Below are 24,468 nucleotides of genomic sequence, written 5' to 3' on the forward strand. Positions count from 1 at the left end.
CCGGTTAAAATAAATGCAGATGCGCAAACTGGTCTGACCAAGATGAATTCAGAGACACCTGTAACGCCACGCGAACGGCTCCGGCAACAGCTGACACAGCAAATCGCAACCGGGGCACTGATTCCCGGAGCACCATTACCTTCGGAGCGTGCTCTGGCGGCGGAATACAGCATGTCGCGTGCCTGTGTGCGCGAGGTGGTACAGGGACTGGTTGCTGACGACCTGATCGAAACAACGCAGGGCGGACGCAGTCGTTGTGCAAATCTGTTGCAGTCACATCTCAGCTTGCCGGTGGCAACCGAGTCGAGCCTGGCCTTGCAGCTGGAGGTGATGGAAGCGCGAGCCTTGCTGGAAGGTGAGGCGGCGTACTATTGTGCGCTGCGTGCAACTGATGCGCAGTTGGCGGCGCTTGATGCTGAGTATCAGGCCATGCAGCAGCGCAGTCGGGGGCAGTCTACCCTGCACAAAGCCAAGGCTGATCTGACGTTTCACATGATGATTGCAGAGTCCAGTCATCACCTGTTGGTGATCAGCTTCAGCCAGTTATTCTATGCCCGTTATTTCAATGCGATTCATGGTGCCTTATCCAGCACGCTGAAGCGTTATGGACGTTATCCGGATGGCATTGCCCAGCAGCATGGCCGTATTCACCGGGCCATCCAGGCGCGTAATCCTGAACAGGCGCGCCTGGAAGCCAGTGAACATATCTTATATACCCGACGCCTGCTTGAGACAGCCTGATGCGACCGGGCTGCGGGCAAAGGCACTCAGCACAGCCTGCAGGGTGGCGGCTGACGTGTCTTCAGCCGAAGTCACTGCTGCGTAGCTGTGTCCTGACACCTTCAATGCGACACACGCCTGAGCCAATGCATGGGTACCCTGAGTCAGAGCGCGTTCATCAAACTGGGTTACTTCAATGCTGACGCCAAAGCGTTTTTCCAGTGCCTGTACCAAGGCTTCGACTGCACCGCTGCCCTGGCCTTCAAAGGCAGGCTGCTGACCATCCACATTGAAGCTGCCCTTTACGATGCCCTGGGTGGTATGCAGGTCATAGCCCAGCAAGGTCCAGCCCGGTACGGCGGCATGGAAGTGCTCATCGAACAGTGACTTGATCTGCAAAGAGGTGATTTCGGCACCTGTCTGTTCCGATGCTTTCTGCACGACACGGCTGATTTCGCCGTGCATCCATTTCGGCAATTCAACACCATAGTCGCGTTCCAATACCAGTGCGACACCCCCTTTACCACTCTGACTGTTGATGCGCACAACCGCTTCATATTCACGTCCGATATCCCGTGGATCAATCGGCAAGTAGGCCACTTCCCAGTGAGGCAGCTGATGTTGCTCGTGGTAGTTGATGGATTTGCGAATCGCATCCTGATGGCTACCGGAAAAGGCGGTGTAGACCAGCTCACCTGCCCAGGGGTGACGGGCTGCAACTGGCAGTTCAGTACAATACTCGACCACTGAAATGATCTCCTTGATATTGGAGAAGTCCAGTTTCGGATCGATACCCTGGGAGTAGAGGTTCATCCCCATGGTGACAATATCCATATTACCGGTACGCTCACCATTACCGAGCAGTGTGCCTTCAATACGATCAGCACCGGCCATGACACCCAGCTCCGCAGCCGCTACACCGCAACCGCGGTCATTGTGTGTGTGCAAGCTGATAATGACCTGATCACGCTGTGCCAGGTGGCGACAGAAATATTCGATCTGATCTGCGAACACGTTGGGGGTCGACATCTCGACAGTCGCCGGCAGGTTGATAATGACACGACGTCCCTGCTCGGGCTGCCACTCTGCAATCACGGCATCACAGACTTCAACAGCATAGTCGAGCTCGGTACCGGTGAAGCTTTCCGGAGAGTACTGGAATGCCCAGTCTGTCTGGGGATAACGTGTCGCATACTCACGCACCCAGCGTGCGCCCTGAACAGCAATGGATTTGATGCCGTCACGATCCAGTCCGAACACCTGCTCACGCTGAACCGTTGATGTGGAGTTGTACACATGCACAATCGCACGTTTAACATCTTTTAAGGCTTCATAAGAGCGTGCGATCAGGTCTTCACGTGCCTGAGTCAAGATCTGAATGGTGACATCATCGGGGATCAGGTTTTCTTCGATCAGCTTGCGCACGAAGTCAAAGTCCGGCTGAGAGGCCGAAGGAAAGCCAACCTCGATCTCTTTGAATCCCAGTTTAACCAGTAGCGTGAACATCCGTGTTTTCTGCTCAACGTTCATCGGATTGATCAGCGCCTGATTGCCGTCACGCAGGTCAACACTGCACCAGAGCGGCGCTTGGGTGATTTGCTGATCAGGCCAGGTGCGATCGGTCAGACGCACGGGTGTGAAAGCACGATATTTACGATGGTCAAACATATTGGAGTCCTTTGAATCGGAATGACTGATGACAAGGACTAGTCTACGCCGATCCTGGCGCAATAGGGTTGCGAAAAAACTTTCATTTGCTCTTTTTACGCAATAATATGTAGATTATATGGATTTTTTATTTTTAAATATTGCGCAGAATGTTGAATGGGTGATGTATGCATGTTGAACTGGACCGATTTGATATAAAAATATTGCAGCAGTTGCAACAGGATGCGTCCATCTCAAACCAGGATCTGGCGGACCGTATCGGTTTGACGGCAGCACCCTGTTCGCGTCGTGTGAAGCAGTTGCTCGATAGTGGTGTCATTGAACGTCAGGTGGTGCGTGTGAATGAACGCAAGGTAGGTTTAAACCTGATTGCCTTGTTGCATATCATTATGGACAAGCACATTCCCGAGCGCTTTGAGGCCTTTGAAACCGCCATTGCCGCGATACCTGAAGTGATGGAGTGCTACCTGATTACCGGCCATGATGCGGACTATCAGTTGAAAGTGGCGGTGGCTGATATGGACAGCTATCACGATATCCTGTTGGGCAAGATTACCCGTATTACCGGTGTCAGTGGAGTGAAGTCATCCTTCATTATGCGCAAGGTGGTCGATACCACGGCGGTGCCGTTACATTATATCCGCTAAGGATATGTGTGAGTAGCGCACCTACACCTACTACCCCCCTGCAACGCTAGAAAAAACAACCAGAATCTGTATAATATTCACCCGCTGTACTTGGTTTGTACGGCTTTTTATTTTCCAGCATTCACAATGCTTATGTGGCCTGTCGTAGGGGTCACCACTGAGATAAGGATTTTATCATGCCTGTTATTACGCTCCCGGACGGCAGTTCGCGCCAGTTCGATCGTCCTGTTTCTGTTTTTGATGTTGCCGCCGATATCGGCGCGGGTCTTGCCAAAGCCGCGTTGGCTGGCAAGGTTGACGGCCAGCTGGTTGATACCAGTTACACCATTGAGCACGATGCTAACCTGGCTATTGTCACGGCCCGGGATGAAGAGGGTGTGGATGTTATTCGCCACTCGTGTGCCCACCTGATGGCTATGGCCGTACAGGATCTGTTTCCGGGTGCTCAGGTGACGATTGGTCCGGTGATTGAAAACGGCTTCTACTATGACTTTGCTTATGAGCGTCCGTTTACTCCTGAAGATCTGGAGAAAATTGAAGCACGCATGAATGAGTTGTCCAAGCAGAACCTGCCGGTTGAGCGTTCTGTCATGAGCCGTGACGAGGCGGTCGCCTTGTTTGAAGAGATGGGCGAGTCCTATAAGGTTGAGATCATCAGTGATATCCCTTCGGACCAGCCGCTGTCTTTCTATAAGCAGGGTGAGTTTATCGATCTTTGTCGGGGGCCTCACGTTCCCTCAACCGGCCACATCAAAGTCTTCAAATTGATGAAGGTGGCGGGTGCCTACTGGCGTGGCAATTCAGAAAATGAAATGCTGCAGCGTATTTACGGCACTGCCTGGGGTGACAAAAAAGACCTCAAGGATTATCTGTTCCGTCTGGAAGAAGCTGAAAAGCGCGATCATCGCAAGCTGGGCAAGTCCCTGCACCTGTTCCACATGCAGGAAGAAGCTCCAGGTATGGTGTTCTGGCATCCGAACGGCTGGAAAATCTACCAGCAGATCGAGCAGTACATGCGTGCCAAACAGATCAGGCATGGCTACCAGGAAATCAAAACACCGATGGTGGTAGAGCGTACTTTGTGGGAAAAGTCCGGTCATTGGGACAAATTCCATGAAGAGATGTTTACCACGCACTCTGAGAGCCGTGACTTTGCCATCAAGCCGATGAACTGCCCGTGTCATGTGCAGGTATTTAATCAGGGGCTGCGTTCTTATCGCGATCTGCCGTTGCGCCTGGCGGAGTTTGGTTCCTGTCACCGTAATGAACCATCCGGTGCGTTGCATGGCATCATGCGTGTGCGTGGCTTTGTTCAGGATGATGCGCATATCTTCTGTGCGGAAAACAGCATTCAGCCAGAAGTGGCCAGCTTTATCGACTTCCTGCATGAAGTGTATAACGATTTTGGCTTCACCAATGTCATCTATAAGCTTTCTACCCGCCCGGAAAAGCGTGTGGGTTCAGATGAAAGCTGGGACAAGGCAGAAAAAGCCTTGGCAGATGCATTGAACGCCGCCGGTCTGGATTGGGAAGAGTTGCCGGGTGAAGGTGCTTTTTATGGGCCGAAAATCGAGTTTTCGTTGAAAGATTGTCTCGGTCGCGTGTGGCAATGTGGTACTATTCAAGTGGACTTTTCAATGCCGGGCCGATTGGGTGCTCAGTTTGTGAATGAAGCAGGTGATCGCGAAGTGCCAGTAATGTTGCACCGTGCGATTCTGGGTTCATTCGAGCGCTTTATTGGTATTCTGATTGAGCACTATGCAGGTGCTTTGCCGCTCTGGCTGAGCCCGTTGCAGGCTGTGGTGCTGAATATTACCGATAAACAGGCTGATTTCTGTCATAAAGTGAACGAAAAACTGCTCGAAGCGGGTATTCGGTCACAGATAGACTTGAGAAACGAGAAGATCGGCTTTAAAATCCGCGAGCACACTTTACAGAAAGTTCCCTACCTGTTGGTAGTGGGAGACAAAGAAGTGGAATCCGGCAGTGTCGCAGTACGTACACGTACCGGTCAGGATCTTGGCAGTATCGCCGTTGATGACCTGATCGCACAACTGAATGCCGAGATCAGCCGCAAGGCGGCTCAAGAATAAAGAACTCGTCAGGAGATAGTATTATCAGGCGTGATAACAGAAGAGGTGGCCGTGCGCCGTTGCCACCCATTAATGAGAATATCCGTGCAACAGAACTGCGTCTTATCGGTGCAGATGGTTCACAGGTAGGTATCGTAACGATTGATCAGGCGCTTGAGATGGCTCAGGCGGCTGAACTTGACCTGGTTCAGATCTCTGATTCTGATCCCATTGTCTGTAAGATTATGGACTATGGAAAGCATCAGTATGAGCTGAAGAAGAAAGCAAATGAGGCTAAGAAGAAACAGACTCAGATGCAGGTCAAGGAAGTGAAATTCCGTCCCGGTACGGATGAAGGGGATTATCAGGTAAAACTGCGCAACCTGATACGTTTCCTTGAAAGCGGAGACAAAGCCAAGGTAACCCTGAGGTTCCGTGGTCGTGAGATGGCTCACCAGGAGCTGGGCATGCAACTGCTGAAGCGGATCGAAGCCGATCTGTCTGAACATGGCAGTGTTGAACAGCATCCGAAAATGGAAGGTCGTCAAATGGTCATGGTCGTGGCTCCGAAAAAGAAATAGTCACCCGTGCAGCAGACCCGCAAGCCGAACAGTATTCTGAACGGTGTGTGGGTTTTGTTGTTTCGCGCGTGGCCGATTAATAAACGAATGCGTGGAGAAGAGTAATGCCAAAGATCAAAACAGTCCGCGGTGCGGCAAAGCGTTTCAAAAAAACTGCGAATGGCATCAAGCACAAGCAGTCCTTTAAAAGCCACATTCTGACCAAGAAGAGCACCAAGCGTAAGCGTCAGCTGCGCCCAATGGCCCAGGTTCACGAGAGTGATGTGAAACTGGTTAAACGTATGCTCCCGACACTGTAAGTGTCCCTTGTGTCAAGACTGAAATTTTATAGGAAGGAAATGCTATGCCTCGCGTAAAACGTGGTGTTGTGGCGCGTCGTCGTCATAAGAAAATTCTGAAACTGGCCAAGGGTTACTACGGTGCTCGCAGCCGTGTATTCCGTGTAGCCAAGCAAGCGGTTATCAAAGCTGGTCAGTATGCTTACCGTGACCGTCGTCAACGTAAGCGTCAGTTCCGTGCATTGTGGATCGCGCGTATCAACGCAGCTGCACGTATTAATGGTCTGTCTTACAGCCGTTTCATTGCTGGCCTGAAAAAAGCCAACATCGAAATCGACCGTAAAGTACTGGCTGATCTGGCTGTAAACCAGCAGAACGCATTTGCTGCCGTGGTTGAAAAGGCCAAAGCAGCACTGGCGTAAGCCAACACCCGCCTATTGGTAGGTTAAAGACTGACAGATAAGGGGAGGGGTGCATACCTTCCCCTTTTTTATGCGGAGTTTGAACGATGGAAAATCTTGCACAGTTGTTGGAGCAGGGTAAACAGGCAGTCGCACAGGCAGATAATGTCAGACTGCTGGACGAAGTACGTGTTCAGTATCTGGGTAAGAAAGGTGAGCTTACCCAGCTATTGAAGGGTTTGGGCAAACTCTCCGCTGAGGAGCGTCCGGCAGCGGGCGCAAAGATCAACGAAGCCAAGGAGGCTTTGCAGGTCGAACTGGATGCGCGTCGCGCGCAGCTGGAAACGGATGCGCTCAGTGCCAAACTGGCAGCTGAGAAGATCGATGTCACCTTGCCGGGTCGTGTGGCTGATCTGGGTGGCATGCATCCGGTCACCCGGACTCTGGAGCGTATCGAAGCCTTCTTTGGCAGTATCGGTTTCAGTGTCGCTGAAGGGCCGGAAGTGGAAGATGACTATCACAACTTCGAAGCGCTGAATATCCCGGCGCATCATCCGGCACGTGCCATGCACGATACCTTCTATTTTGATGCCCACACGCTGTTGCGCACGCACACCTCACCTGTGCAAGTACGCACGATGGAAAGCACACAGCCTCCGATCCGCATTATCTGTCCGGGCCGTGTGTACCGTTGTGATTATGATCAGACCCACTCACCCATGTTCCATCAGGTGGAAGGTCTGCTGGTCGACAAAAATGTCAGCTTTGCCGACCTTAAAGGCACGCTGGAAGAGTTTTTGCGCGAGTTCTTTGAAGAAGATGTCAAAGTCCGCTTCCGCCCGTCCTATTTTCCATTCACAGAGCCATCTATCGAAGTGGATATTGACCGTGGTGATGGCAAGTGGCTGGAAGTGCTGGGCTGTGGCATGGTTCACCCGAAAGTTTTCCAGTACTCCGGTATTGATCCCGAAATCTATACCGGCTTTGCCTTCGGTATGGGGGTAGAGCGCTTGGCGATGTTGCGTTATGGCGTGAATGATCTGCGCCTGTTCTTTGAAAACGACCTGCGTTTCCTTGGTCAGTTTCGTTAAGTCGCCGTCATCGTCAGCTTCAGGATTAACAGGATATAGCAATGAAATTCAGTGAACAGTGGTTACGTGAGTGGGTAAAGCCCGCTCTGGCGACACAGGCGCTAGCCGATCAGTTGAGTCTGGCAGGTCTTGAGGTCGACGAGATCAGCGCGGTTGCCGGTCAGTTTGATGGTGTGGTTGTTGCAGAAATTATCGCTGCAGAACAGCATCCGGATGCTGATAAGCTGCAAGTGTGCCAGGTCAGTGATGGACAGGAGACCTTTCAGGTCGTCTGTGGTGCGGCCAATGCGCGCGCCGGTCTGAAAACTGCCTTTGCCCGCGTCGGTGCCAATCTGCCCGGTGACTTCCGCATCAAGCGCGCCAAACTGCGTGGTGTGGAGTCCATGGGGATGCTTTGTGCAGAGGATGAGTTGGGTATTTCCGATGATCACGGTGGTATCATGGAGCTGGCCGCGGATGCGCCGCTGGGCATTGATCTGCGTGATTATCTCAACCTGAATGACAGCCTGATTGATGTTGATCTGACACCCAACCGTGGTGATTGTCTGAGTATTGCCGGTTTGGCCCGAGAAGTGGGTGTGTTGAATCAGGTGCCGGTCAATCCGGTGACGATTACAACGGTTGCACCGACCTGTGCAGATACCTTCCCGGTAACACTGTCTGCACCCCAGGCCTGTCCGCGTTATATTGGCCGTGTTATTCGTAACATCAATCTGGATGCACAGACGCCCTTGTGGATGCAGGAAAAGCTGCGTCGGTCAGGTATTCGCAGCATCGATCCGGTAGTGGATGTGACTAACTACGTCTTGCTTGAGCTGGGTCAGCCAATGCATGCGTTCGATCTGAATCAGTTGAGTCAGGGGATTGACGTGCGTCTGGCGCAGGCAGGGGAAACCCTGGTGTTGCTGGATGAAACCGAAGTGACCCTGAATGCTGATACCTTGCTGATTACCGATGCCAATGGCCCTCTGGCAATGGCCGGTATCATGGGTGGTGCCGCCAGTGGCGTGACGGCAGAGACACGGGATATCTTCCTGGAAAGTGCATTCTTCAATCCATTATCGATTGTCGGCCGTGCGCGTAATTATGGTTTGCATACCGATTCCTCGCACCGTTTCGAGCGCGGCGTGGATTGGCAGTTGCAGCGTCAGGCGATTGAGCGCGCAACGGCCTTGTTGCTGGATATTGTGGGGGGTGAGCCGGGTCCCGTGACCGAAGCGGTCAGTGCAGCCGATCTGCCGGAAACACCGGTCGTGCGTCTGCGTGACGCCCGTGTCAATGCGATGCTGGCGATGGAGATGCCGCTAGAGACGGTTGAGGATATTCTGACTCGTCTGGGAATGCAGTTGTCACGTCGGGAAGATCAAGCCTGGGATGTCACCGTACCGTCCTGGCGTTTTGATATCACGTTGGAAGTGGACCTGATCGAAGAAATTGCACGCGTCTATGGCTATGACAATCTGCCGGTGCGCACACCGATCGCCCAGTTGCCGATGCCACCAATCGCTGAAAAAGAGGTTAGCCTGAGCCGTGTACGACGTCACCTGATCAGTCGTGACTATCAGGAGGCCGTGACCTATAGCTTTATTGAAGCTGGCCTGTCAGCGCTGTTTGACCCCAAGACCCAGCCGCTGGCGCTGGCAAACCCTATTTCAGCTGAGATGGCGGTCATGCGTACCAGTGTCTGGCCTGGGTTGATCAAGGCTGTTCAGTACAACCAGAACCGTCAGCAGTTACGTATTCGTCTATTTGAGACAGGTCAGCGCTTCCTGCCTCAGGCTGAAGGTGGTCTGTTGCAGGAAAATGTGATTGCAGGTGTGATCACCGGTAACCGTGATGCCGAAGGCTGGGTTGCCGGTAAAGATAAAGTGGATTTCTTTGATATTAAAGGTGATGTCGAAAGTCTGCTGGCATTGGGTGGCAGTCCTGCTGAGTTCCGTTTTGTGGCTTCAGAACACCCGGCGTTGCATCCTGGCCAGTGTGCGCGGGTTGAGCGTCAGGGCGAAGTGATTGGTTATGTTGGCGCTTTGCATCCCCAGCTGTTGAAACAGCTGGATCTGAATGGTCCGGTGTATCTGTTTGAATTACAACAGGATGCTGTGACAGCAGGGCGTTTGCCACGCTATGCCGCCTTGTCGAAGTTCCCGGAAATGCGTCGTGACCTGTCGCTGCTGGTTGATGAGCAGGTCAGTTATGATGCTATCCGTGAGGTTGTGACGGCAGCTGCAGGCGATGCCCTGAAAAAGGTCACACTATTTGACCTGTATCAGGGACAAGGTATTGAAGCAGGAAGAAAAAGTCTTGCTTTGGGCTTGACCTGGCAGCATCCTTCGCGCACTCTTACTGATGAAGAAATAAACAATAGCGTATCTGCTGTTGTGGTCGCACTGACAACCCATTGCGGTGCATCGTTAAGAGAATAAAGACAGGGTGATTGTCATGGGCTCTTTGACCAAAGCCGAGATGGCTGAGCGTTTGTTCGAGGAATTAGGCTTGAACAAACGTGAAGCTAAAGAGATGGTGGAATCTTTTTTTAACGAGATACGTGAATGTCTGGCGTCAAATGAACAGGTCAAGCTTTCCGGATTCGGAAACTTTGATCTGCGTGACAAGCGTCAACGCCCTGGCCGTAACCCGAAAACGGGTGAAGAAGTGCCAATATCGGCGCGGCGGGTGGTCACGTTCAGGCCTGGCCAGAAACTGAAGGAGCGCGTGGACACCTATGCCGGCAGCCGGAGAGAAGAGTCCTGAGCTGGAACCCATTCCGGGAAAACGCTATTTCACTATCGGTGAGGCCGCTAAACTCTGCGATCTCAAGCCGCATGTATTGCGTTACTGGGAACAGGAGTTCAAGCAGATACAACCGGTCAAACGGAATAATCGCCGTTATTATCAGCGACAGGACCTGTTGCTGATACGGCAGATCCGTAGCCTGTTATATGATCAGGGTTTTACCATCACCGGGGCACGTCAGTGGCTCAGCAGTGATGAAGCCAGTGATGATACTACGCGTTATCAGCAGTTGATTCGTCAGACTATTAATGAACTTGACGATATCCTCAAACTGCTAAAATCTGCCAAATAAATGCTTCACAGATTCAATCCCTTAGTGTAGTATTTGCAACCTCTCTCGGATCAGTTTACTTACTGATCCCGCCTAGTCGGGGCGTAGCGCAGTCTGGTAGCGCACTTGCATGGGGTGCAAGGGGTCGCAGGTTCAAATCCTGCCGTCCCGACCAATTAAATCAAAGAGTTACATGAATCGCCGCCTGGCGATTTTTTGCTTTTTGGGGTTTTAGTCCTTTCTGGTGACCGTTCCGTGACCGTTTGAGATTCGCTCATCCTTTGATGAGTTGTATGTCGTTTTAAGAGAGAGTTCTGTCCGTTCTCAACGACTTCCGCTCGAAAGGCTTGTAGATGATGCCGCTGTCTTGTTTAGCACTTCTAAAAGAAACATCTTCCAGGTAAAGCGGTATACGCAACTCTGATGCCTTAAGCAAATCCGGATCGGCGAAGCAGCCGATCAGTACAACAGCGCTCATTTACACCTCAAAATTAAACTGTATGTATATACAGTATCGCTCAGGGTGTTTGAATTAGGCAAGTGATATAGGGCAGCAAGGGCTTCATTTTTAGATTCTGCGACAGATATCGTCGCATGCTCTCGTTAGCATACTCACCATGTCTCATGACATCGATTAACGTCAGGGAGGAAGTGTTAATGAAGTTCACAAAACAGACGCAGGCTTTACGGTTAGTTCGCCAACATAATGGTCAAACAGCTGATCAGGATGAACAGGATACAGATCTATTACTCGGTGCGTTATACCAGGCCCTGGCTCAGCGAGAAAAGCGTAAGTGGCCCGAAGGTGACAAGTGTTTTTACCATCCGGCGTTTTCGAATACGGATCATTCATTAGAGCGGCTGACTCAGGTGCTAGCGTGTAGCCGTACTGCACGTATCTGCCTGGCTGGGCCACCGGGAACCGGAAAAACACGTTTTGCACAACATTTGGCTGTTCAGCTACAACGGCCCTTGATGGTTGAAAATGCATCAAACCTGAGGGATATATCGGTTGAAGGAGTTGGACAATCCTGGGTAGATGCCGTTGCTGAGGCGCGTCGCAGGAATGCCGTACTACTGATTGATGACGCGGATAATCTTCTGGCGGACCTATCCCACACACAATACCCGGTGGATGGATACGAAGGCATTCTGGTTCTGACAGTTCAAAGTAGGGAGCCGCTCAGTGCGCGAGTACGGCGCTATTTCGATTTCCACGTTTGTTTCAACTTCCTGAATCCAGAACAGACATGGATGTTGTTTAACCATCTACTTGGGCGCTGTGACCAGGAAGGGGGTGTGCTGGCATTGAGTAAAAAGATGCGATCTGCACTGGATCAGCTTAATCAGCTCACCCCGGCTGATTTTAGGCGTATTGAGCAGCAATATCAGTTATCGAACCAACGACTGACTCCAGAAGGGTTGTTACTTGGATTACAGCAAGAACATGCAAAAAAGACACATCATCAGTTTAATGTGACGGGGTGTATCAAATGAATTGTAAGCTGAAATTACGCCAAAGTTGTTTTAAAACACAGAATAGGTCTATGATGATCAAGTCATACAAGGAGGTCTCATGACACAACAGCGCGATACCCTTTTCAGAACACTGGCCATGTTGCAGTTAATACCCAGGTCTCCAGGGTTTCGGGCAACCTCAACGCTCTGTGCTCTACTGGAAGAGCGGGGGTTCCGAGTCGATATGCGCACAATTCAGCGCGACCTGGAAAAATTATCAAGCCACTTCCCGCTTCTGTGTGACAAACAACGCAAACCGTATCGTTGGTCGTTTGATCCTGCCTTCAAGAGTAACTTACCTGCACTGGATACCCCAACGGCACTGGCCTGGGTGCTGGCTGAAAGTTATTTACAGAATTTATTGCCCCAGGTTGCAGTGGAACAACTGAGTAACCAATTCAGTTCGGCGCGAAAATATCTGGAGCAGCTCAGTGAAAATGGTTTTAGTCATTGGAGTCGTCAGGTTAAAGCTATTCCCAATGGAAAGGCACTCATTCCCGCCTTGATAGACCCGCACGTCTGGGCCAAGGTCACAGATGCACTGCTAAATGCGCGGGCATTGGATGTGACCTATTTGAGCCGGGCCAAGGGGGCGTTCAAAACCTACACCTTACACCCTCAGGGTCTTGTTGCACGGCATAGTGTGACCTATCTGCTTGCCACTGTGAATGAATATGACGACATACGTCAGTTCGCACTGCATCGTATACAGCAGGCAAATGAGAGTGGCGACGCCTACAAACCCAAGGCCGACTTTGATTTGGATGATTACTTAAGCCAGGGAGCGTTTGGATATCCACTGGATGGGAAGCCGGTTGAGCTGGTGGCACGTGTGCGGCCTGAAGTTGCCTGGCTATTGTCCGAAACACCGGTCAGTGAAATACAACAGTTATCTGAACCAGACATTGAGGGTTGGGTCACCCTCACAGCAACACTGCCAAATGATCAGCAAACACTTTGGTGGATTATGGGGTTCGGTGCATCCATCCAAGTGATTGAGCCAGCAAGTTGGCGAGATATGATTTACCAGAATGCACAACAGATTGTGGACTGGCAACAGTCTGCTGTGGTTTGAGATGATGAGGTGAGCATGAAACTTATCTTTAAAGCCGTTTTTGTACTCATCCTGGTATCTTCTAATGCCTCTGCCTGGCCGACCAGAGATCATTTTAACGCTATGTATCAAGAGTGTGTTACCAGGGAGGGAGGATACCTAACCAATGGTATTATCTCTATGTGCACGAACGAAGTGTTAGTAGAAGTGATTGATCGGCTTGAACTTCGTGTTGAAGAAATGTCGCAACCTGAAGATTATGACCAGGTTAATGAAAGGTTCGAAGCTTATGATCTTGAACAGCGAACATTGTTTCAATCCGGTGTTGAAGATTACAAGAAATCCATCGTCCAGGTGTGCAATTTTATGGGGTATCACGTTGGTGGTCCAGCCAACCCATTATGTGTAATGGATATGATGGTTAATTTAGTTACGATATTGGAGCGATATGATTAAGGCGATGCGTTATACATTAGAGCTTGATGGGCATTGATCGAGTCAATGTAGTGCGATGATATTTATGTAGGTGAGCTTATGAAGCTTGAACCTCTCGTTGGAGTGTGGCTCGCTGAGGTGAGGAAATAGAGAGTTGTTGCTCATAGGTATGCGCTCTCTGATGGTGAGTTTTCAATACGCGATACGCTTGAGACTAAAAACAGAATATTCAGGAGAACATGGATGCCGGACACAAAACAAGATGTTTTGGTCAGTTGGATTGGTGGCAACGATATTGTTTCAGCCCAAAGAGGCCAAGATGGTCCAATCCTGTCAACAATCAAAGCTAATACGTTTGATCGTATTGAGCTTTTGTACAACTACCCCGATGAAGAAGTGGCTAGTTTCCTAGACTGGTTAACGTCACAAGTTGTTACACCTATTAACGTAACTAAAGTAATCCTATCCTCACCTGTGGATTTTGCTGATATCTATCAAGCGGCATCAGCTTTGTTGAATGATCTCTCTAATCAAAAAACTAAGCTATCAATTTTACTCAGCCCCGGAACACCAGCAATGCAAGCTGTTTGGATTCTTTTGGGGAAAACCCGCTACGAGTGTTTATTTTACCAGTCATCTAAAGAACAGGGAGTGGAGCTGGTTGAGATACCTTTTGAGTTATCAGCGGAATATATCCCCAAGGTTTCAAAAATTGCAGATGAAAAGCTTATCAACATGGCTGATTCACAAGTGCCGATTGATGCCGCTTTCGACAATATCATTACTCGCAATCCACGGATGATGGCTTTAAAATCGCAAGCTCAAATTTTGGCTCAAAAAACTGTTCCTGTGCTTATTTATGGTGAAACAGGGACTGGCAAGGAACTCTTTGCGCGTGCTATTCACAATGCCAGTTCAAGACAAAATAAACCTTTTGTTGCCATTAACTGTGGTGCTATTCCAAAAGACCTCGCGGATTCTGTTCTTTTTGGCCACAAAAAAGGTGCGTTCACCGGAGCTGTGTCGGATAAACTAGGCGTCTTTCAGCAGGCTAATGGGGGTACTTTGTTCTTGGATGAATTTGGCGAACTAACGCCAGAAGTTCAAGTGCGTCTACTAAGGGTGCTGCAAGAGAGTCGACTCACACCTGTTGGTGCAACGTCGGAGATATCAGTCGATGTTCGTATCATTACGGCGACCCATAAAAACCTGATGGACGGTGTTATCCAGGGAACATTTAGAGAAGATCTTTTCTATCGTATCGCGGTAGGCGTTCTTCATTTACCTCCCATTCGTCATCGGGAAGGTGACTTAATTTTACTAACCGAGATGTTATTAGAGTCACTCAGCAAACAAGATGAATCGCTGAGTAAGAAACTTTCCGTTGAAGCAAAAAATCTTATCTTAAAGCATCCTTGGCATGGAAATATTCGTGAACTGCAGTCAACACTTCTCCGCGCGGTGCTATGGAGTGATACTGACTCTGTTACTGGTAGTGATTTAGAGTCTGCCTTATTTAAAATGCCGACTAAAGAAAACGACCTGCTATCTCTCGATGTTTCACAAGGAGTTGATATACAAAAGGTTATCGGTGACTTAGTAAAGCATTACGTTCTGGAAACCCTCGCTTTTACTGGTCAGAATAAAACGCAAGCGGCACAGCTATTAGGGTTAAAGAGTCAGCAAACACTGACAAATTGGATGGAAAAGTACGGTATTTCTCAGTCATAGACTCACTTGGCACGCTCTTCGCATTGTGAAGGGCATGAATAGAATTATAGATATGAAATCAGTGAACTTTGAATTTCTACGACCAGAAAACGATGTACTGGCTAATTTGGGCGGATTGGCAGAAGCTGTGCTGCACATAGATCCGGGCAGCGCCCTGACTCGTCTGCGTAGTTTTGCTGAAGAGCTGACCAAGGCTATCTACAAAGAAGAACTGTTGCCACGTATGCCGCAGTCCAGCTTTTATGAGCTGATCAAAAGTCCAGTATTTGAAGACTGCGTTAGCAAGTCTCTCATTCACCAAATCAACTTCTTGCGTATACAAGGAAACGATACCGCTCATGGTGCGGAAGGTGAATTGCGTAATGCTCAGATGGCCTTAGGCACAGCGCATCAATTAGCCATGTACATGGCTGTTAAATACTATGGTAAAAAGAAAGAACAGCTTTCAGTGTTTCAAGAGGTCAAAGACCCAACATCCACGCTGAATCAACTGCATAAATCTGTCTCAACCTATGAGAAAGAACTACAGAAACAACAAGAAGAATTACAGCGCGTTATCGAACAGTTAGAGCAGGAACGGACTCGGAATATAGAAAAACTGGAAGCACCTGCCAAGCCAGATCAGCACAAGCGGCAACAGCAGAGCCAGCAAGTCGCAGACAGTCTCCAGTGGAATGAGACTAAGACCCGAGCACTTCTGATAGATGCCATGCTATTACAGGCAGGCTGGGATGTAAAAAATGCTGCAGAGGTTGGATTAGAGGTTGAAGTTCCTTTTAAATACAATCCAAGTGGCAAAGGTTACGTTGATTATGTCTTATGGGGCGATAATGGCCAACCGTTAGCCGTGGTTGAGGCGAAAAAGTCTGGTAATAAAAATCTGCAGGCAGGCCGCGAGCAAGCACGTTTATATGCTGATGCTATGGAGGAACAAGGGTTTCAGCGTCCCGTTATTTTTTATTCCAACGGTTATGAAACCTTTATCTGGGATGATCAGCAGTACAATACCTACCGCCCAGTATATGGTTTCTATCGTAAAGATAGTTTGGAATATCTTATATACCAGCGTCATTATCGTGCTGCTGAATTGGAGCAGTTTAATCCAGAATTGAGTATTGCTGACCGGCCTTATCAGATTGAGGCGATCAAAACGGTAGCGGCACATTTCCAGAATCAGCGTCGTAAAGCGCTTATCATTCAAGCAACAGGCACTGGTAAAACGCGGGTTGCTATCGCGCTGACCGAACTGCTACTGCGCACTGGCTGGGCAAAACGTGCGCTATTTTTGTGTGATCGTAAAGAGCTACGAACGCAGGCCGACGAGGCATTCAAGCAGAACCTTCCATCTGAGCCTCGTTGTGTCATAGGTGAAACGAATAAAATCGATCAGAGTGCCCGCATTTACATTGCCACGTATCCCGGCATGATGAACCGTTTCGCTCAGTTGGATGTGGGCTTCTTTGACCTGATTATCGCGGATGAGTCACATCGCAGTATCTACAATAAGTACCGTGACCTGTTTGACTATTTTGATGCCCTACAGGTAGGACTGACCGCTACGCCGGTAAAATTTATCAGCCGCAACACCTTCGATATCTTCGATTGCGAAACTACTGACCCGACATTTGAATTTGGACTGGATGCCGCCATAAACAATGAACCGCCATACCTTGTGCCTTTCCGTGTAAAAGACCTCACCACCGATTTTCTTCGAGATGGGATACATTACAACGATTTGACGGATGCACAAAAACGACAGCTAGAAGAAGACCTCGGAGAGGAAGAAGCGAAGATCACGACTATTGCTGGCAAAGATATTGGCCGTAAAATTTTCAGTGAAGACACAGACCGCATCATACTTGAGAACCTTATCAATAATGGCATCAAGGATGAGACGGGCTCATTGGTCGGCAAAACTATTGTGTTTGCTCAGCGCCAGGATCATGCCGAACATCTTGAAAAGCTGTTCTGTGATCTTTACCCGCAATACGGCACAAAAGTTTGCAAGGTCATCCACAACGGGATTCCACATGTGGAAAGTCTGATTAAGGAGTTTAAAAAAGCGGATAATGAGTTTCGTATCGCCATTTCTGTTGACATGCTGGATACGGGTATAGACGTACCAGAAGTGGTTAACCTTGTATTTGCCAAACCGGTTAAAAGCTGGGTGAAATTCTGGCAGATGATCGGAAGAGGAACGCGCTTGCGTCCAAACCTTTTTGGGCCGGGGAAACATAAAACCGAGTTCCTGATTTTTGATCACTACGGCAACTTTGATTTCTTTGAACAGGAGTACAAAGAGCCAGAAGATACCGGCAGCAAATCACTGCTACAAACTACCTTCGAAACTCGCTTAGAACTCGCGCAGGCTGCTCTCAAGCAGAATCATGCTGCGGCATTCGATACCGCAATTGAGTTGCTGAAAGCGGATATAAATGATCTGCCCGATACCAGTATTGCGGTGAAGCGTGAATTGCGTACAGTACACCAGTTGCAACAAACAGATCTGTTGCAAAAACTGGATGCCAGAACCCAACACCTACTTGCCAATACCCTGGCTCCGTTGATGTCCGCAAGGGTGCTGCGAGATAAACACGCCACCCAGTTAGATAAGCTGATAGCGGGTATTCAACGCTGTCTAGTGGAAAGGGCGAGCTGTTTTGATGATGGGCGTGATGAGCTATTGAGTGAACTGGATAAGCTAGCCATTAATATTCAGGCTGTTCGCCAGAAAGATACCCATATAGCTGAAGTACGCAGTGCCGACTTTTGGCAGAACCCAACAATCGAGAAGTTGGAAATGGTACGCAAAGAACTGCGCGGTATTATGAAGTATCGTCAGCAGAAAGTTGGACCAGGTTATGAAATCGCTAGCACGCGAACAGGCGATGCTGGCGTTAAAGAACATGAACGAGTCGTTAAGATCTCTGGTGCCAGTGAAGCCATGATGTATCGACGCAGGCTGAAAACGATTCTCGATAATATGGTGGCTGAAAACCCAACCTTGCAAAAAATCCGCAAGGGTGAATCCATCGCTGAGCTTGAACTCAAGTCTTTAACCTCTACCATCTTGACTAGCCACCCCGGTGTAAACCTGGATGTGCTAAATGAGTTTTATGGTCGTACCGCAGATCAGCTGCACATGACTGTGAGAGAAATTATTGGTCTTGATCCGCAAGCGATTGAAGAACATTTCAAAAACTTCTTACATGCTCATCCAACACTTAAAGCCAAGCAGGTACAATTTATGAACCTGCTGAAAAACTACATTGCCCAGCACGGCTCTATCGTGATCGAAACCCTGTACGATGCGCCATTTACCTCCGTATCGCACGAAGGCATTGATGGCGTATTCACCCCCGATGACGTAGGCGAGCTGATTACCGTGTTGAAACCCTTTATCAAGCAGGATGCACAACATGACCAATAAGGAGCTTATCTCGAATAATCTGTATACCGCCATTGCAGACGTTGTTCAGCACGCTCGCCAGCAGGTAAAACAGGCCGTCAACCAGCAGATGGTGCAGGCATACTGGCATATTGGACGCTTGATTGTTGAGCAGGAGCAACAGGGGCAGGAGAGAGCCGAATACGGCAAACAGCAGCTCGGCCAGTTATCCAAGCGCCTGCAAAGCGACTTTGGCAAAGGCTTTGATGTCACCAATCTGCGTAATATGCGCCAGTTCTATCTGACGTTTCCAAAACGCGACGCACTGCGTCTCGAATTGAGTTGGACACACTATCGCAGCCTGATCCGTATAGAAAATCCACAGGCTCGCGATTGGTATGCTAACGAGGCGGCAACACAAAATTGGAGCGCTCGTGCTCTGGAGCGCCAAATCGGTGTGCTGTATTACGAGCGCCTGCTCTCCAGCAAAGAAAAATCGCCGGTTGAGCAAGAAGCACAAACCAAAACCGCAGAACTGGCGGAAAGCCCCAAAGATTATCTGCGTGACCCATACATACTCGACTTTCTTAACCTGCAGGACAAAACCTATCAGGAAAGCGATTTAGAACAGTCCATTATCAGCAACCTACAACAGTTTCTGCTTGAATTGGGGAAAGGCTTTGCCTTTGTAGAGCGCCAGCAACGCATTCGCACTGACGATGGCGATTATTTTATTGATCTGGTGTTCTATAACTTCCATCTCAAATGCTTTCTGCTCATCGACCTGAAAATGCACAAGTTGACGCATCAGGACGTGGGGCAAATGGACATGTACGTGCGCCTGTACGAAGAGCAAAAACGCCGACCTGATGACAACCCAACCATCGGTTTGATTTTATGCAGTGAGCGCAACAACACCGTTGCCAAATACTCCGTACTCAATGAAAGCAAACAGCTTTTTGCCTCAAAATACGTTACCGAACTGCCCAGCGAAGAAGAGCTGCAACAAGAGCTGGCGCGCGAACGGGAACGCGCACGGAAAAAAATGCTGCGTATTCAAGAAGCTAACACTACTTATCGAACAGACACCCAGGAGTAAACATGCAATCACCCGAATGGACAACGGAACTCATTATTATTGCTTGTGTTGCTGGCCTAGTGCTCGCTGCACTGGGCTATTTATTGGCGATGGTCTTGTTGGGCCGCAAGAACACCGAGCTGAGTAGCCAGCTTCAGCAAGCGCTGGCATCTGCCAATGCGCAAAGCCAGCAACAACTGGATGAAATCAAGCAACTCAGCGCCACCGTGCATGCAAAAGAACTTGCAGAAAGCAAGCTGCAAACCCAGCTCGATAATGTGGAAGCTGTCGGACAAAGTACAGAGCAACGCCTAAACCACACACTGGCTGAACAAAAGGCGGAGTTAGAAGCCACTAAACGCACCCTCGACGAGTTGCGTCAGCAGCATAGAACCACAGAAAACGAGTTAAAAACCACGCAAGCGGAGAAGCGCTCGTTTGAGGAGAAAACCGAGAGCCTGAACGAACGCTTAGAGAACACAGAGCAATCCTTGCTGCGCGAGCGTGCATCAGTCAGCGACCTCAAAGATAAGTTGGCGCACGAGGGCAAAAAGTCAGAGTCGCTCGAAAGTAAGCTGGAAGAAGTGCGCAACCAGTTACAAGAGACAAAAACATCACTAGAAGCCGAAAAACAGCGCCTTGAAGCTTTACAAAACACGCATCAAGCGCTGGTGAAAACCCATACCCAGCTTAAAACCGAACTGGACGAGCGTGAAGCCAGTCATGCTCGTGAGCTCGCTAATTTTGAGAAGCAAAAGAACAGCCTAGCGGAGCACTTCAAAGTGCTGTCGAATGAGATTCTGGAAGCAAAATCCAAGTCACTTCAAGAAAGCAGCAAGCTCACGCTCAGCTCAGTCATGAGCCCATTCCAGCAATCCATTGATAGCTTCAAAAAAGAAGTGCAAGAAATTCACCACCGCGAAACCAGTCAGCAGGGTGAACTGCGCAAAGAGCTTGAATCTCTGAAAGAGCTGAATCAAAAAATCACCACGGAAGCCCACGAACTTTCAACCGCCTTACGCGGCCAGAAAAAACTGCAAGGCAACTGGGGTGAACTCGTACTGGAAAACGTCCTCGACCGCTCGGGTTTGCAACTGGGTAAAGACTACAAACGCGAAGTCAGCTTTACCACTGAAGAAGGTCGCCAGCGCCCCGATGCCGTTGTGTACTTGCCACAGGGTAAGCACCTGATCATTGATGCCAAGGTGTCACTCAATGCCTACACCCGCTTCGTGAATGCCGAAGCCGAGCTTGAGCGCAGCCAAGCACTGAAAGAGCATGTTCAGGCCGTGGGTAGCCGTATTAAAGAGCTAGCAGACCGCGACTACTACAAGCTACCCGGCTTGAACTCACCCGAAATGGTGTTTATGTTCATCCCTATCGAATCCGCCTTTGTCGAGGCGCTTAAAGCCGACGAAACCCTGTTCCAGCAAGCCATTGAAAACAACGTACTGGTGGCCACACCAACAACCCTGCTCACCAGCCTTAACATTGTGCGCCAGCTGTGGCGCTATGAGGACCAGAACAAGCACACCGCCGCGTTGGCCAGCCGAGCGGAAGGCGTGTTCAAAAAACTAAATGGTTTTCTAGCCAGCTTTGAAAAAATTAAAAAAGGCTTAGACAGCGCAACCAACGCGTATAGCACCGCAGAAGGTCAATTGATTAGCGGCAAAGGCAACCTAGTGAAGCAAGTCAGCGACTTCAAAAAACTAGCTCCCGCCATTAAAGCGGAACTGCCCAGCTACTTTACCGACAAAGCCGACCTGGAAATCGACTTCATTGCGGCTGAAACACCCGACATCACAGAGCAAGACATCACGCTTATTACTGATAACAACCTGACCGAGACTGAGAACACAGCATGCTAACCGGCAAAATACGTAACGATATCGACAAACTCTGGGAAAAATTCTGGACAGGCGGTATCACCAACCCCTTAACTGTGATCGAGCAGATCAGCTACCTCATGTTTGCTCGCATGCTCGACATGCAAGAAGAAACCGCCGAGCGCAAAGCCAGCCGCACCGGTAAAGACTTCGACCGCTTGTTCCCCAACACCCCTGAAGGCCAGCTGCTGCGCTGGAAAAACTTTAAAAACCTCAGTGGCAAAGAACTGCACAGCCACCTGAAACAACAGGTATTTCCTTTCTTTGCTACCCTGGGCGAGATCTCCGAACAGAAAGACGGCTTGGGCGAAGAGGGCAGTGCCAAGCAAGCACTGGGGCACATTGGCGAATACATGCAAGACGCCGATCTGGAAATTAAAAACGAATCGGTACTGGTGAGTGCCATAGAAATGGTCGATGCTCTGCCATTGACCCAAAGCGACGTCAAAGGCGACATTTACGAATACCTGCTCAGTAAACTCACCACCGCAGGCATTAACGGCCAGTTCCGTACTCCGCGCCACATCATCGATGCCATGATCGAGCTGATGGACCCGCAGCCAGACGAAATGGTTTGCGACCCTTCCTGTGGTACCGCCGGCTTTTTAGCCCGAACGATGGAATATTTGAACAAAAAATATTCCAGCGCACACGGCACCTTTACCGACGAAGACGGCAACATCCATTACAGTGGCGACCTGCTAGAGCCCTACCGTGAGCACATCAGCACACAAATGTTTTGGGGCTTCGACTTCGACACCACCATGTTGCGCGTATCCAGCATGAACATGGCCCTGCATGGCGTCAACGGCGCGAATATCTTGTATCAAGACTCCTTGAGCAAATCGATAAAAGAAAACTTCCCCCAGCAGGAAGAAAACTTCTTCGATGTCATCCTCGCCAACCCACCGTTTAAAGGCAGTTTGGACGAAACCAACACCAACCCCGATGTGTTGGGCTTGGTGAAAACCAAAAAAACCGAGTTGCTGTTTGTCGCGCATATTCTGCGTTCGCTCAAACTCGGTGGCCGCGCCGCTGTGATCGTACCCGATGGTGTACTCTTCGGCTCATCCAAAGCGCACCAGCAGTTACGCCAAGAACTCATTGAAAACAACCAGCTTGAAGGCATCGTCAGCCTGCCCAGCGGCGTATTCAAACCCTACGCCGGAGTGAGTACCGCCATCCTCATGTTCACCAAAGGTGGCAGCACCGAACGCGTTTGGTTTTATGACTTACAAGCCGATGGCTATTCGCTAGACGACAAGCGCACACCACTCAAAGGCGACAACAGCAACGACCTGCCAGATGCCATCGCTCAGTGGAAGCAATACCGCAAGCTGGTTGAAAGCAATTTCGACTTTAATGCCCTTGGTGATGCCGCACAGGGAAGTGCTAATCCCGAAAATGCAGGAGCATATTTTCGGGACAAAACCCAAAAGGCGTTTGTGGTCGATGCTAAAGACATTGCCAGCAATAAATACGACCTCAGCATCAACCGCTATAAAGAAGTAGTGTACCAGCAGGAAGAATACGAAGACCCGAAAGTGATATTGCAACGGCTGAAAGGGCTGGAACAGGAGATTCTGGCGGATCTGGATGAGCTGGAGAAAATGTTGTGAAGTGGCCGATGGTTAAAATTGGGGATGTGTCTGAAATACTATCGGGGAATGCATGGAAGTCTTCAGGATTTACACCGGATAAAGGTAGTCTGCTACCTGTTATTAGGATTCAAAATGTCTCAAATCAAGAAACAGAATTTGTCTATTGGGGCGGTGATGTACTTGATAAGTACAGAATCGAAAATGGCGATTTGCTATTAAGTCTTTCGGGTAATGTCAAACTATGCCAATGGAAATTTGGTTCAGCTCTTTTGAATCAACGCGTTGTTAGATTGACTCCGTTGAAAATGTTGGATAAGCGATATTTCTATTGGGCTTTGGATCGTGTTGTTCTACAGCTAGAAGCTTTGGCAAAGCATGCGGTTATTGCAAATGTGTCTGTTGCAGATTTAAAGTCGTTTGAAATCCCCCTCCCACCTCTGGCCGAACAAAAACGCATCGCCGCCATCCTCGACAAAGCCGACGCCATCCGCCGAAAACGCCAGCAAGCCATCCAGCTCGCCGACGACTTCCTCCGCGCCGTGTTTCTGGATATGTTTGGTGATCCTTCCATGCAAGGGTGGAAGTGGGCGACTGTAGAGGAGGTGGCTGACTTAGCCAAGGGAAGTATGAGAACAGGGCCATTCGGTAGTGATCTTAAGCACAGTGAATTTGTGGATTCAGGTGTGGCCGTGCTCGGTATAGATAATGCGGTTCAGAATCGATTTGTCTGGGGAAAAGAACGTTTTATTACCAATGAAAAGTATGAGAAGCTCAAACGCTATACGGTAAAAGCTGGGGATGTGATTATCACGATAATGGGGACTTGTGGGCGATGTGCCGTTGTGCCCGATGACATTCCTTTGGCGGTTAATACAAAGCATCTTTGTTGTATAACATTGGATCGGAAAAAGTGTCTTCCTGAGTTTCTTCATTCTTATTTTTTAATGCATCCAACCTCTAAAGAGTATTTAGGAGTTAGGGTAAAAGGAGCAATCATGGATGGTTTGAATCTGGGAATGATTAAAGAGATGCCAATCCCTTTGGTACCGATAGACACCCAGATCAAATATGTTGAGATATCTAAATCAGTAAAGAGATCACTTGATAACTTAAATCTGGTGGGCCAAGAGAATTTAGACCTTTTTTCTTCTCTTAGCCAACAAGCCTTCCGGGGCGAGCTGTGAAAAACCAAAATACATTTACTCGCACATCCCTGTGCTCGGGGCTTCGCCTCAGCCTGCGGCTGTGCCCATGT

20 protein-coding genes and 1 tRNA gene are annotated in these 24,468 nt (G+C 49.4%); 20 read left to right on the forward strand and 1 reads right to left on the reverse strand.

Annotated features, from left to right (window positions below):
• Positions 1 to 42 precede the first annotated feature (42 nt).
• A complete protein-coding gene (locus ADINL_RS06615) occupies positions 43 to 741 on the forward strand; it encodes a FadR/GntR family transcriptional regulator (protein WP_036545079.1) in 699 nt (232 codons plus the stop codon).
• Here ADINL_RS06615 and leuA read toward each other — a convergent pair.
• A complete protein-coding gene (gene leuA, locus ADINL_RS06620; RefSeq protein WP_036545081.1) occupies positions 709 to 2,388 on the reverse strand; it encodes a 2-isopropylmalate synthase in 1,680 nt (559 codons plus the stop codon). The two genes, ADINL_RS06615 and leuA, sit on opposite strands and share 33 nt — an antisense overlap.
• A 167-nt stretch (positions 2,389 to 2,555) precedes the next feature.
• Here leuA and ADINL_RS06625 point away from each other — a divergent pair, with 167 nt between their 5' ends.
• The 19 genes from ADINL_RS06625 (at position 2,556) to ADINL_RS06715 (ending at position 24,397) form a co-directional block, all read left to right on the forward strand.
• Positions 2,556 to 3,035 (forward strand): Lrp/AsnC family transcriptional regulator, encoded by a 480-nt coding sequence (locus tag ADINL_RS06625; RefSeq protein ID WP_036545084.1) that lies wholly within the window; start codon positions 2,556 to 2,558, stop codon positions 3,033 to 3,035.
• A 176-nt stretch (positions 3,036 to 3,211) separates the two neighbouring features.
• On the forward strand, positions 3,212 to 5,128 hold the full coding sequence (gene thrS, locus ADINL_RS06630; RefSeq protein WP_036545087.1) for a threonine--tRNA ligase: 1,917 nt from the start codon (positions 3,212 to 3,214) through the stop codon (positions 5,126 to 5,128).
• A gap of 59 nt (positions 5,129 to 5,187) precedes the next feature.
• Positions 5,188 to 5,688: a translation initiation factor IF-3 gene (infC, locus tag ADINL_RS06635; RefSeq protein WP_239644344.1), complete on the forward strand. Its 501-nt coding sequence runs from the start codon at positions 5,188 to 5,190 to the stop codon at positions 5,686 to 5,688.
• A gap of 104 nt (positions 5,689 to 5,792) precedes the next feature.
• The gene (gene rpmI / locus ADINL_RS06640; RefSeq protein WP_036545092.1) at positions 5,793 to 5,987 is read left to right on the forward strand and encodes a 50S ribosomal protein L35; all 195 of its coding nucleotides are present in this window, start codon (positions 5,793 to 5,795) and stop codon (positions 5,985 to 5,987) included.
• A 44-nt stretch (positions 5,988 to 6,031) separates the two neighbouring features.
• Positions 6,032 to 6,388 carry a 50S ribosomal protein L20 gene (rplT, locus tag ADINL_RS06645; protein ID WP_036545094.1) on the forward strand — a complete coding sequence of 119 codons (357 nt, stop codon included), beginning with the start codon at positions 6,032 to 6,034 and terminating at the stop codon, positions 6,386 to 6,388.
• An 86-nt stretch (positions 6,389 to 6,474) separates the two neighbouring features.
• Complete coding sequence (gene pheS / locus ADINL_RS06650; RefSeq protein ID WP_036545096.1) at positions 6,475 to 7,458, forward strand: phenylalanine--tRNA ligase subunit alpha; 984 nt, start codon at positions 6,475 to 6,477, stop codon at positions 7,456 to 7,458.
• Positions 7,459 to 7,499: 41 nt separating this feature from the next.
• Complete coding sequence (gene pheT, locus ADINL_RS06655) at positions 7,500 to 9,881, forward strand: phenylalanine--tRNA ligase subunit beta (RefSeq protein ID WP_036545098.1); 2,382 nt, start codon at positions 7,500 to 7,502, stop codon at positions 9,879 to 9,881.
• 16 nt (positions 9,882 to 9,897) lie between these two features.
• Positions 9,898 to 10,209, forward strand: a complete 312-nt coding sequence (ihfA, locus tag ADINL_RS06660) for an integration host factor subunit alpha (RefSeq protein WP_036545100.1) — start codon at positions 9,898 to 9,900, stop codon at positions 10,207 to 10,209.
• A complete protein-coding gene (locus tag ADINL_RS06665; protein ID WP_036545102.1) occupies positions 10,181 to 10,543 on the forward strand; it encodes a MerR family transcriptional regulator in 363 nt (120 codons plus the stop codon). The genes ihfA and ADINL_RS06665 overlap by 29 nt, the downstream gene beginning before the upstream one ends.
• 77 nt (positions 10,544 to 10,620) lie before the next feature.
• Positions 10,621 to 10,697, forward strand: a tRNA-Pro gene (locus ADINL_RS06670).
• Between the two features lie 482 nt (positions 10,698 to 11,179).
• Positions 11,180 to 12,019 (forward strand): AAA family ATPase, encoded by an 840-nt coding sequence (locus ADINL_RS06675; RefSeq protein WP_036545104.1) that lies wholly within the window; start codon positions 11,180 to 11,182, stop codon positions 12,017 to 12,019.
• A 79-nt stretch (positions 12,020 to 12,098) separates the two neighbouring features.
• Entirely contained in the window at positions 12,099 to 13,115 is a 1,017-nt protein-coding gene (locus ADINL_RS06680) for a helix-turn-helix transcriptional regulator (RefSeq protein ID WP_036545106.1), read from the forward strand.
• A 15-nt stretch (positions 13,116 to 13,130) separates the two neighbouring features.
• Positions 13,131 to 13,550, forward strand: coding sequence for a hypothetical protein (locus tag ADINL_RS06685; protein ID WP_036545107.1), 420 nt, complete (start codon positions 13,131 to 13,133; stop codon positions 13,548 to 13,550).
• 222 nt (positions 13,551 to 13,772) lie between these two features.
• Positions 13,773 to 15,260, forward strand: coding sequence for a sigma-54 interaction domain-containing protein (locus tag ADINL_RS06690; protein ID WP_036545109.1), 1,488 nt, complete (start codon positions 13,773 to 13,775; stop codon positions 15,258 to 15,260).
• Between the two features lie 52 nt (positions 15,261 to 15,312).
• Complete coding sequence (locus tag ADINL_RS06695) at positions 15,313 to 18,690, forward strand: DEAD/DEAH box helicase family protein (RefSeq protein WP_036545111.1); 3,378 nt, start codon at positions 15,313 to 15,315, stop codon at positions 18,688 to 18,690.
• Positions 18,680 to 19,747, forward strand: coding sequence for a PDDEXK nuclease domain-containing protein (locus tag ADINL_RS06700; RefSeq protein ID WP_036545113.1), 1,068 nt, complete (start codon positions 18,680 to 18,682; stop codon positions 19,745 to 19,747). Before ADINL_RS06695 ends, ADINL_RS06700 begins: the two co-directional genes overlap by 11 nt.
• A 2-nt stretch (positions 19,748 to 19,749) precedes the next feature.
• The gene (locus ADINL_RS06705) at positions 19,750 to 21,594 is read left to right on the forward strand and encodes a DNA recombination protein RmuC (RefSeq protein ID WP_036545115.1); all 1,845 of its coding nucleotides are present in this window, start codon (positions 19,750 to 19,752) and stop codon (positions 21,592 to 21,594) included.
• Positions 21,588 to 23,231, forward strand: a complete 1,644-nt coding sequence (locus ADINL_RS06710) for a type I restriction-modification system subunit M (protein WP_036545117.1) — start codon at positions 21,588 to 21,590, stop codon at positions 23,229 to 23,231. The genes ADINL_RS06705 and ADINL_RS06710 overlap by 7 nt, the downstream gene beginning before the upstream one ends.
• Positions 23,228 to 24,397: a restriction endonuclease subunit S gene (locus ADINL_RS06715; RefSeq protein WP_204368201.1), complete on the forward strand. Its 1,170-nt coding sequence runs from the start codon at positions 23,228 to 23,230 to the stop codon at positions 24,395 to 24,397. The genes ADINL_RS06710 and ADINL_RS06715 overlap by 4 nt, the downstream gene beginning before the upstream one ends.
• The last annotated feature ends 71 nt before the right edge of the window (positions 24,398 to 24,468 follow it).

It is taken from the genome of Nitrincola lacisaponensis, assembly GCF_000691225.1.
Lineage (GTDB): Bacteria > Pseudomonadota > Gammaproteobacteria > Pseudomonadales > Balneatricaceae > Nitrincola > Nitrincola lacisaponensis.

What these genes read in the sequence shown, in the direction of transcription:
- ADINL_RS06710 (WP_036545117.1), top strand. Translation starts at nt 21,588, where the DNA reads ATGCTAACCGGCAAAATACGTAACGATATCGACAAACTCTGGGAAAAA.
- leuA (WP_036545081.1), bottom strand. Translation starts at nt 2,388, where the DNA reads ATGTTTGACCATCGTAAATATCGTGCTTTCACACCCGTGCGTCTGACC.
- ADINL_RS06675 (WP_036545104.1), top strand. Translation starts at nt 11,180, where the DNA reads ATGAAGTTCACAAAACAGACGCAGGCTTTACGGTTAGTTCGCCAACAT.
- ADINL_RS06695 (WP_036545111.1), top strand. Translation starts at nt 15,313, where the DNA reads ATGAAATCAGTGAACTTTGAATTTCTACGACCAGAAAACGATGTACTG.
- pheT (WP_036545098.1), top strand. Translation starts at nt 7,500, where the DNA reads ATGAAATTCAGTGAACAGTGGTTACGTGAGTGGGTAAAGCCCGCTCTG.
- ihfA (WP_036545100.1), top strand. Translation starts at nt 9,898, where the DNA reads ATGGGCTCTTTGACCAAAGCCGAGATGGCTGAGCGTTTGTTCGAGGAA.
- ADINL_RS06680 (WP_036545106.1), top strand. Translation starts at nt 12,099, where the DNA reads ATGACACAACAGCGCGATACCCTTTTCAGAACACTGGCCATGTTGCAG.
- ADINL_RS06665 (WP_036545102.1), top strand. Translation starts at nt 10,181, where the DNA reads ATGCCGGCAGCCGGAGAGAAGAGTCCTGAGCTGGAACCCATTCCGGGA.
- ADINL_RS06690 (WP_036545109.1), top strand. Translation starts at nt 13,773, where the DNA reads ATGCCGGACACAAAACAAGATGTTTTGGTCAGTTGGATTGGTGGCAAC.
- ADINL_RS06700 (WP_036545113.1), top strand. Translation starts at nt 18,680, where the DNA reads ATGACCAATAAGGAGCTTATCTCGAATAATCTGTATACCGCCATTGCA.
- pheS (WP_036545096.1), top strand. Translation starts at nt 6,475, where the DNA reads ATGGAAAATCTTGCACAGTTGTTGGAGCAGGGTAAACAGGCAGTCGCA.
- ADINL_RS06685 (WP_036545107.1), top strand. Translation starts at nt 13,131, where the DNA reads ATGAAACTTATCTTTAAAGCCGTTTTTGTACTCATCCTGGTATCTTCT.
- ADINL_RS06705 (WP_036545115.1), top strand. Translation starts at nt 19,750, where the DNA reads ATGCAATCACCCGAATGGACAACGGAACTCATTATTATTGCTTGTGTT.
- ADINL_RS06625 (WP_036545084.1), top strand. Translation starts at nt 2,556, where the DNA reads ATGCATGTTGAACTGGACCGATTTGATATAAAAATATTGCAGCAGTTG.
- ADINL_RS06615 (WP_036545079.1), top strand. Translation starts at nt 43, where the DNA reads ATGAATTCAGAGACACCTGTAACGCCACGCGAACGGCTCCGGCAACAG.
- rplT (WP_036545094.1), top strand. Translation starts at nt 6,032, where the DNA reads ATGCCTCGCGTAAAACGTGGTGTTGTGGCGCGTCGTCGTCATAAGAAA.
- rpmI (WP_036545092.1), top strand. Translation starts at nt 5,793, where the DNA reads ATGCCAAAGATCAAAACAGTCCGCGGTGCGGCAAAGCGTTTCAAAAAA.
- thrS (WP_036545087.1), top strand. Translation starts at nt 3,212, where the DNA reads ATGCCTGTTATTACGCTCCCGGACGGCAGTTCGCGCCAGTTCGATCGT.